The sequence below is a fragment of the Niallia oryzisoli genome (assembly GCF_043641075.1).
GTDB classification, from domain to species: domain Bacteria; phylum Bacillota; class Bacilli; order Bacillales; family Cytobacillaceae; genus Bacillus_BD; species Bacillus_BD oryzisoli_A.
Window position 1 is genome coordinate 263970 of the sequence record NZ_JBHZRC010000005.1, and the last position, 7969, is coordinate 271938.

The 7969-nt window shown below is 43.3% G+C and carries 8 protein-coding genes; all 8 read left to right on the forward strand.

Annotation, left to right across the window (positions count from 1 at the left end; all coding sequences use genetic code 11):
* The first annotated feature begins 72 nt into the window (after positions 1 to 72).
* The 8 genes from ACHUFV_RS16775 (at position 73) to ACHUFV_RS16810 (ending at position 7834) form a co-directional block, all read left to right on the forward strand.
* On the forward strand, positions 73 to 1311 hold the full coding sequence (locus ACHUFV_RS16775; RefSeq protein ID WP_394236118.1) for an acyl-CoA dehydrogenase family protein: 1239 nt from the start codon (positions 73 to 75) through the stop codon (positions 1309 to 1311).
* Positions 1289 to 2062: an SDR family NAD(P)-dependent oxidoreductase gene (locus ACHUFV_RS16780; RefSeq protein WP_394236120.1), complete on the forward strand. Its 774-nt coding sequence runs from the start codon at positions 1289 to 1291 to the stop codon at positions 2060 to 2062. The genes ACHUFV_RS16775 and ACHUFV_RS16780 overlap by 23 nt, the downstream gene beginning before the upstream one ends.
* Before the next feature lie 32 nt (positions 2063 to 2094).
* On the forward strand, positions 2095 to 3408 hold the full coding sequence (locus ACHUFV_RS16785; protein ID WP_394236122.1) for an aromatic ring-hydroxylating oxygenase subunit alpha: 1314 nt from the start codon (positions 2095 to 2097) through the stop codon (positions 3406 to 3408).
* Positions 3408 to 3986 carry an aromatic-ring-hydroxylating dioxygenase subunit beta gene (locus ACHUFV_RS16790; protein ID WP_394236124.1) on the forward strand — a complete coding sequence of 193 codons (579 nt, stop codon included), beginning with the start codon at positions 3408 to 3410 and terminating at the stop codon, positions 3984 to 3986. Before ACHUFV_RS16785 ends, ACHUFV_RS16790 begins: the two co-directional genes overlap by 1 nt.
* A 40-nt stretch (positions 3987 to 4026) precedes the next feature.
* Positions 4027 to 5535, forward strand: a complete 1509-nt coding sequence (locus ACHUFV_RS16795; RefSeq protein WP_394236126.1) for a glutamine synthetase family protein — start codon at positions 4027 to 4029, stop codon at positions 5533 to 5535.
* Positions 5536 to 5570: 35 nt separating this feature from the next.
* Entirely contained in the window at positions 5571 to 5840 is a 270-nt protein-coding gene (locus tag ACHUFV_RS16800) for a hypothetical protein (RefSeq protein ID WP_394236128.1), read from the forward strand.
* Between the two features lie 87 nt (positions 5841 to 5927).
* The gene (locus ACHUFV_RS16805) at positions 5928 to 6638 is read left to right on the forward strand and encodes a class II glutamine amidotransferase (protein WP_394236130.1); all 711 of its coding nucleotides are present in this window, start codon (positions 5928 to 5930) and stop codon (positions 6636 to 6638) included.
* Between the two features lie 86 nt (positions 6639 to 6724).
* The gene (locus ACHUFV_RS16810; RefSeq protein WP_394236132.1) at positions 6725 to 7834 is read left to right on the forward strand and encodes an LLM class flavin-dependent oxidoreductase; all 1110 of its coding nucleotides are present in this window, start codon (positions 6725 to 6727) and stop codon (positions 7832 to 7834) included.
* The last annotated feature ends 135 nt before the right edge of the window (positions 7835 to 7969 follow it).

The window sequence follows — 7969 nt, forward strand, 5'->3', positions numbered from 1 at the left end:
TACTGATGGCATACTAAATCACCTTTTGTTAAAAGCATATTCTTTACAATTTATTAATGGGAGAGATGAATAGTGGGTATTAATTTCGAATTAACTGAAGAGCAAAAGCAATGGAAACAGCTATGTAAGGAGTTAGCGGTAGATTTTTCAAAGCGTGCGGCAGATCACGATCGTGATCGGACTTCTCCGGTTGAAAATTATCGCAAGCTCTATGAAGCAGGTTTGTTTGGCTTAACGATCCCGAAAAAGTATGGTGGTCTTGGTTCTGGATTCTTAGGCTATACGATTGCAATTGAGGAGCTCGCTCAAGGCTGTGCTGCCACTGCTATGTCTTGGAATATGCACGCATCAGGAACAGCAGCCATCATGGAAAATCCTGAAATCTCTGAGGAAATGAAACAATATGTTGCTGATCTTGTCATAAAAGAGGGGAAACTACTCTGCCAATCTGTTTCCGAGCCGACGTCCTCCAGTTTGATTGGCCAATCCTATACGCCTTCATTAATCGCGAAAAAGGTAGATGGAGGCTATCTATTAAACGGAAAGAAAGCATTTTCTTCCATGTTTGAAGCGAGTGATTATGTGTACTTATTTGCTCATCCAGAGGGAGATCCGAACCCGCAAAGCAGCATCGGCTTCTTTATTGATACAAAGTCAGAAGGCATCAAGGTATTTGATGTGTGGGATACATTGGGAATGCGTGCAACCCGCAGTAACACCGTAGAATACAATAATGTTTTTGTTCCGGAAAGTCAGGTATTGCATAAGACCGACGCTTTCTTAGAATCGTTTATTATGAAAAATGCTGCATGGGCATTCGGAACATTTGCCTCCTTGTATTACGGCATCGGACGGGGAGTTGCTAATTGGGTGAAGGAAACATTAATTACCCGCAAGCCGAAAGGGTATGCGCAGCCAATGGGCTACCATCCTTCGATGCGTCTGCGCGCAGGAGAAATTTTCTCCGAAATGGAATCAGCTCGTTTCATGGTCTATTATGCAGCCTGGACTCATGATACGAAAGGGGCAGGTCCTGAAACATATGCCGCTTGTTTACGAGCGAAATATATTATGATGCAGGCAGTCAGCAAAACCATACGCTCGGCGTCTATTGCTTGTGGTGCTCACGGCTTAATCAAAGGGCTGCCATTTGAGAGAATGGTTCGCGATGCCTTTACAGCACCCATTATGCCGCCGAATGAAGATGCTGTTCTAGATCAAATCGGTGTGATGGATTTAGGACTGGACCCAGCTGAATTATTACCATTTTTAAAGGAGGAAATTATGGATGAAGCTGCAGCGGTTAAGTAATAAAGTCGCCATTATAACAGGAGCAGGAAGCGGAATTGGACGGGCAACGGCGAAACGCTTTGCTGATGAAGGGGCACGGTTAGTATTAAATGATATTAATAAGGCTACTCTAGAAGAACTAGCGGGGGAAATAGCACGGAAGGATCAGTGTGTTCTTGTCAGCGGGAACATTGCACTGGAAAGCACAGCAGCGCTTTTGAAGGAAACGGCTTTAAAGCGGTTTGGCAGAATTGATATTTTAGTAAATAATGCAGGCATTCACTGGATTCAAGATATTACGGAAACAACCTCAGAGGATTTTGACCATGTGATGGCGACGAATGTAAAAAGCATGTTTTTGAATTGCAAAAATGTCATTCCAGAGATGATCAAGCAGCAGAGGGGAGTCATTGTGAACTTAAGCTCTGTTTCTGGATATGTCGGTCAGGAAATGTTAGGAAAGAGTACCTTTTTATATAACATGACGAAGGCGGCGATTCTGCAGCTAACCAGATCACTTGCAACTCGCTACGCTAAGGACGGCATTCGTGTTACTTGTGTGGCACCGGGCGTAACAAAGACGAATCAAATTACGACAGTGCATACGCCTGATTTAGACGGATTCTGGCAGGCTGTTGAGGGCGTTCAGCCGCTTGGAAGATACGCAGATCCTGCCGAGATTGCGAATTGTATTCTATTCTTAGCCTCTGATGAAGCGTCTTATGTAACGGGTACTTCCTTAGTGGCAGATGGCGGTTATTTAGCATTGTAGAGGAATCTTTTAATCAAAGGGTGTGAAGGAAAATGGGTAAATCAAAATGGGATGCGCTTATTAAACCAGACCGAGTACATCGGAAGCTGTATACTGACCAAGAAATATTTACTGAAGAAATGAACAATATCTTTGGTATGGCGTGGGTGTATTTAGCCCATGAAAGTGAAATCCCGAAGGTAAATGACTATAAAACTAGCTATTTAGGAAAACGGCCTGTCATTGTAGTTCGAGATGATAAGGACAGATTCCGAGCTATGTTTAACCGTTGTACACACCGCGGTGCAACTGTCTGCCGAAATCATCGAGGTTCGGCTAAGCTGTTCACCTGCCCATATCATGGCTGGAATTTCAAGAACACGGGCGAACTTGCTGGTGTCCCATGGCCAAAGGCTTATAGCGAAGACTTTGATAAAAAGGAGTGGGGTTTGAAACAGGTAAGGGTGGAAAGCTATCGCGGCTTTATATTTGGAACCATCAACCCCGAGGCCCCGGCATTGATTGATCATTTAGGAGCAGCGCGTGATTACCTCGATCAGTGGCTTGATCGTTATGATGGAAAAAAGATTGTGGTCGGGAACCCACATCGAATGGTTTATAAAGGGAATTGGAAATTAACGTATGACAACGCGGCTGACGGCTATCATGTGATGTTTTCGCACCGTTCTCTGCTCGAGATGGGCGGACGAATGGGTGAAAATAAAGATATGACTTATTTTGCTGATAATCCAGACTTAAGCGCAATGAGTGTTCAATACCTTGGCAACGGGCATACGTTGATTGATCAGCGTCCCAATTATAAAAATCCGGGAGAGTATTGGAAGCAGCAGCGTCCACAGCCGGGCCGTGAGGTATTTGAAGCGGTAATCAGGGAGCGCTACCAGGAGGCAGACCGCTTGCTCGATCAAGCAATTGGAGCGCAAATGAATTTAAATATTTTCCCGAATTTATTATTAATTGGGAATCAAATCCAGGTCATTCAACCATATGAAGTCGATCAGACAGAGCTAATCTGGTATTCAACAACGGTTGAAGGATTGCCAGAGGAAATTAACTTGTTACGAATGAGAACACAAGAAGATTTTCCTGCTTTTGGTGAGCCGGATGATATGACTAACTTTGAAGAGTGTCATATGGGCTTAACCATTTCGGAGGTTGAATGGATTCATACCGGACGCGGACTTGGTGTACCGAGACGTCAGACGATCGATGAGCGAGGTGTTATTTCAGGACCTGTCACAGATGAGCTGCATATTCGCAATTATTTTCAGGAGTGGAAAAGACTCATGAGTGAAGGGGCAGAAATGAGAGCTTCCGAGGAATCATTGAAGGGAGTGTCGCCATGATGACAAATGATAGTTCAAAAGCTTCCTTTTATATGGACGAAGATTTTTATACTAATCTATTAGAAGGCTTGAGGGACTGGGACCATGAAGGCGTGTATGCCTCACAGGAAACCCGGCTGGAGATTCTGAATTTCATATACCGTGAAGCTCGTCTTCTTGATGAAGGGAAGCTAGAGGATTGGCTTAATTTATTTTCTTCGGAATGCCTATATTGGGTTCCTTTTATTCCAGGAGGTGGAAATCCATTCAAGGAAGTTTCGCTTGCCTTTGACGACCGCAGACGGCTCGAGGACCGCATTTACCGGCTGAGAACCGGCTATGCTTGGTCGCAAACTCCACCTTCAAGAACCATCCGCGTGTTTAGTAATGTGGAGGTTTGGCAGGATGGAGGAGTAGATCAAGTACGAGTCAGGGCAAATTTCATGCTGTCCGAGCTGCGAAGCGGGAAGAAAAATTCGTATGCAGGTTGGTGCGGCTTTCGTTTGAAGAAGGAAAATGGTGAATGGAAAATCACTCTGAAACAGGTCAATCTAGTAGATTCAGATCAAGGGCATGAAAATCTAACTTTTATTCTATAAAAATACTAAAAATTCAAACCATAAAGAGGGGATGAAGAACATGGATACAATCCTTCAGGTTAGTCAGGATGGTTTTATTGCCCGTCATCAATTATGGAACAGTGAGCAAACTGCAGCTGTGGAAAAAATCTGTGCTGAGATTCAGGAGAAAAATTTGCGTCTGATTCGAGTAGCCTGGTCTGACCAGCATGGTATTTCAAGAGCGAAGACATTAACTGTTCCTGCTTTTCTAGGTGCGTTAACGGATGGCATTGACTTTAATACGGGACCGCTCTTTTTTGACACGGCTAATGCGATCGTGTTTAACCCATTTGTCAAAGGAGGAGGATTTGATTTAGTAGAAATGACAGGGTGCCCGAACTACGCGCTTGTCCCAGATCCATTAACATTCCGGGTACTGCCTTGGGCACCGCAGACAGGCTGGATCTTATGTGATGCGTATTTAAAGACAGGTGCTCCGCTGCCGTTTGACAGCCGCCAGGTTTGCCGTAAAGCATTAAAGGAATTGAACGAAAAGGGCTATGATTTACTGTCTGGTTTGGAAGTAGAGTTTTCTTTAACCAAAATAGTCGATAATGAAATCAATCCGGAGCTATTAGGGGCACCAGGAAGTCCAGGCGAGCCACCGAAGGTAAGACCGGTAGCAAGAGGGTACCAATATCAGCTGGAGGCTCATAATGATGAAATTGATGAAATCCTTCAGCTGATTGTGACAAATATGGAAGATCTCGGGCTTCCAATCAGAACGATTGAAGATGAGTGGGGTCCAAGCCAAATCGAAGTGACTTTTGCACCGATGCGCGGGATCGCTGCCGCAGATGCCATGCTGCTGTTTAGAACAGCAGTGAAACAAATTTGCCGTAGACATGGATACCTTGCAACCTTTATGTGCCGCCCTTCCATTCCTGGCTTTTTCTCAAGCGGCTGGCATTTACATCAATCCCTAGTGGATATTGAAAGTGGCGAGAATTTATTTATGCCTGAAGTTGAAACGGAGTCACTCTCCGTTCTTGGAAAACAATATATTGCCGGTATTCTAAAACATGCCCGTGCATCCACTGTGTTTACAACACCGACCGTTAATGGTTATAAGCGCTTCAAGCCAAACTCATTAGCTCCTGACCGCGCCGGATGGGGTGTTGATAACCGCGGTACGATGATTCGCGTGTTAGGCGGCTACGGTATTAAGAGTACTCATTTTGAAAATCGAGCCGGCGAGCCGGCGGCCAATCCTTATCTCTATTTTGCTTCACAGATTTTTGCCGGACTGGACGGGATTGAAAATCGGTTAGATCCTGGAAAAGCCTGTGATGAGGCCTATCTGGATGAGCGTGAGATGATACCAAGAAATCTCCAGGAAGCAGTAGACTCCTTACGCGATTGTACGCTTTTTCAGCATAAAATGGGTCCATTGTTTGTGGATTACATTATTAAAATGAAGGAAAGTGAAATTTCCCGTTATATGGCTTATGTAGAAAAGGAAAAAGTGGAGGATTATCAAAATATTGTGACCGAGTGGGAGCATCGGGAGTATTTTGAAATTTTCTAATTCCGTTTCGTACACTGCACAAAGGTGGGAGGATGATGTCAAAAGGAATGTATAATCAGCCAGCAGTAGACGAACTGTACAAACAAAATCAACGACTGAAAAAGAGCATTCAGATATACGAAGAATTAGCAGAGGAGATTCGAACGGCTTCAGTAGTGGACAGGAGTATCTATTCAGGTGGTGAAGAGGATCCAGAGTGGCTCTCTATTAATCGTGAGGATTATACTCAGTTACTAGCGGTTCTTTCAAAACTAGATTTATGGAAACCCTGGAATCAAACGATACAGCCTAGGATACCGAAATAATACTTTGCCATATGGAGGTGTGAGCGCCCTCCCTTCTGGGGAGATATCATCAGAAATAAGGAGAAAAATACTGTTAGAGGTGTAACGATGTGTGAGCTATTAGTCATTAAAAGTGATGAAACAATTCCAATAGATTGGATTTTTCATTATGCGAAGCTGCTCGAGGAATATGGAGTAGCAGGTTTTGGCTGGGGAGTTGCCTGGAAATCCGAAAGTGGTGAAATCAGAAGATATCGGGCAACAGAGGGAATAAAGAAGGATCAGCTTGCAGCCCAAGCGCTAGAAGGGGTTCAAGCAAAGGAATATCTTGTTCACTTACGTAAACCGAGCTTAATGAAATCCATATCCTTTTATAACTCGCAGCCCTATGTAAACGAGGATCATTCACTTGCCTTTGCGCATAATGGTTTTTTTAATAATCACTCGCACTATCGTGATTCGTTTTCCTATAAATTAGAGGGGACGTCCGATAGTGAGGTAGGCTACCAATATTATGTTCAGAGATTGAATGAGCATGGTAATTCACAGACTGCATTGGAATTAACTCATCGACATTTAGCAGGCAAAGCTAATCTAATCGCTTTTCGCAAGGATGTGGAGACGTTGATTTACGCAGGGAATGAGGATAACAATATCTATGTATTCAATCTAGAAGGAATAAAATGTGCTGCAACGGCTCTTCATAGTCAGGATGATTTTATTTTCGAAGCCATTTTTCCAACTGCCACAGCTATTCAACAAATCCCATTATTTTCTGTTTGTGAATTAACAACGGGGAATTTAATCACAAATAATTAAGCAGGGGATTCTGTCTAACAAACTGAGATGAACATTGCTACCAGGAGTAAATAAATGTTGTGAAAAAGGATAGGAGGAATATAACTGTGTTAAAAAGGGATCAATTTTTACTTGGTTCATTCTGTAGCAATTGTTCAAATGGGATGTCCATTACAAAGGTACCTGAGAGATGGGTAAACTCCTGGGAAAACAATCTTTCGTTAGGAACAATGCTTGATGAGGCGGGAATTGATTTTATGCTTCCGGTTGCACGCTGGGTTGGGACTCCTGGTGAAGAAATTGATTTTCATGGTTCAGTTCTTGAAACAATCACTTGGGCAACCGGGCTTCTGGCATTAACCAAAAATATTCATGTCATCTCTACCGTCCATACCGCAATAAACCATCCTGTCGTATTAGCAAAACAAATGGCTACCATGAGTCAAATTGGGAAAGGCCGTGTAGGATTGAATATTGTTGCCGGCTGGCATAGGCCTGAATACGAAGCCTTAGGACTGGTTTTACCGGAGGATCACGAAACAAGATATGGCTATGCACAAGAGTGGTTTCATGTCGTTAAAAAGCTTTGGCAGGAAGAAGATTATTTTGATTGGGAGGGAAGATACTTCAATCTTAAACGTGTGAAAAGTGACCCGCATCCCATTGCTGATATTCCGATTATTAACGCTGCCGGATCTAAAGAGGGGCGTGAGTTTGCAACAGAGAATGCAGATTTTCTATTTACACCTGCAATGGATTTGGCCCGGTCTAAGGAAGAAATTGCAGATTTGAAGAATCAAGCTAGTGGAAAAGGACGTTCTGTTGATGTATTAACGTTTTCCCATGTTATTTGCCGCCCAACTGAGGAGGAGGCACTTGAATATCGTGATTATGTAGTAAAAACAAATGCAGACTGGTTAGCCGTAGAAAATGTCATTAATATGCAGTTCGCCAATGCTCAATCCTTCCCGCATGATTTATTAAACCTCATGCGTGATCGCTTTGCTTTGGGGCATGGCGGATTTCCATTAGTAGGAACACCTGAACAGGTAGCAGACGGTATTACGTCGTTAGCTGAAGCTGGATTTAAGGGAACGACATTATCTTTTATCGATTATAATGCTGAGTTTCCTTACTTTCGCGATCATGTGCTGCCAATTCTTGAAGAACGAGGATTGCGAAGTAATAGGGAGCTTTCTAATAGTAATGTAATGTAGGTTGATTGAAGTCTTACGCAAGAATAAAAATCTAGGAAACCCAATCATATAGATTGGGTCAGATTGTCGACAAAAGGGGTTCGGAATGGTCTCATTCCGAACCCCTTTTCTTGAATTTCTTGGATTTTTACTGAT

Bases quoted from the DNA above. Each gene is read 5' to 3' on its own strand.
- ACHUFV_RS16805 (WP_394236130.1), top strand. From the start codon at position 5,928: ATGTGTGAGCTATTAGTCATTAAAAGTGATGAAACAATTCCAATAGAT.
- ACHUFV_RS16800 (WP_394236128.1), top strand. From the start codon at position 5,571: ATGTCAAAAGGAATGTATAATCAGCCAGCAGTAGACGAACTGTACAAA.
- ACHUFV_RS16790 (WP_394236124.1), top strand. From the start codon at position 3,408: ATGACAAATGATAGTTCAAAAGCTTCCTTTTATATGGACGAAGATTTT.
- ACHUFV_RS16780 (WP_394236120.1), top strand. From the start codon at position 1,289: ATGAAGCTGCAGCGGTTAAGTAATAAAGTCGCCATTATAACAGGAGCA.
- ACHUFV_RS16795 (WP_394236126.1), top strand. From the start codon at position 4,027: ATGGATACAATCCTTCAGGTTAGTCAGGATGGTTTTATTGCCCGTCAT.
- ACHUFV_RS16785 (WP_394236122.1), top strand. From the start codon at position 2,095: ATGGGTAAATCAAAATGGGATGCGCTTATTAAACCAGACCGAGTACAT.